1 pseudogene is annotated in these 303 nt (G+C 41.3%); it reads left to right on the top strand.

What is annotated here, in order from left to right:
• Positions 1-303, top strand: a pseudogene (locus ACIR131C_RS26905) (hypothetical protein); the annotation flags it as partial.

The raw sequence follows: 303 nt of genomic DNA, 5'->3' as shown, positions 1-303 counted from the left end.
TGGCTTAGGTAATGACATTCTATTTGGTGGCTTAGGTGCTGATACCCTGATTGGTGGTGATGGCAGTGACATCTACCATGTAGATAATGCAGGTGATGTAGTTACGGAATACTTTGACGGTGCTTTAGGTGGTGTAGATACAGTATTTTCCTCCGTGAACTTCACCCTGGGATTTGGACTAGAAAACCTGACGTTAACTGGTACTGGTAATATTAATGCTACAGGGAATGGTAATAACAATGTTGTCATTGGTAACGGTGCTAATAACATTCTTGATGGTGGCTTAGGTAATGACATTCTTGA

This window comes from Dolichospermum circinale AWQC131C (assembly GCF_000426905.1).
In the GTDB taxonomy this organism is placed as follows: domain Bacteria; phylum Cyanobacteriota; class Cyanobacteriia; order Cyanobacteriales; family Nostocaceae; genus Dolichospermum; species Dolichospermum circinale.
Note: the sequence above shows the minus strand (reverse complement) of the source record. Positions and strands in the feature narration are given on the sequence as shown.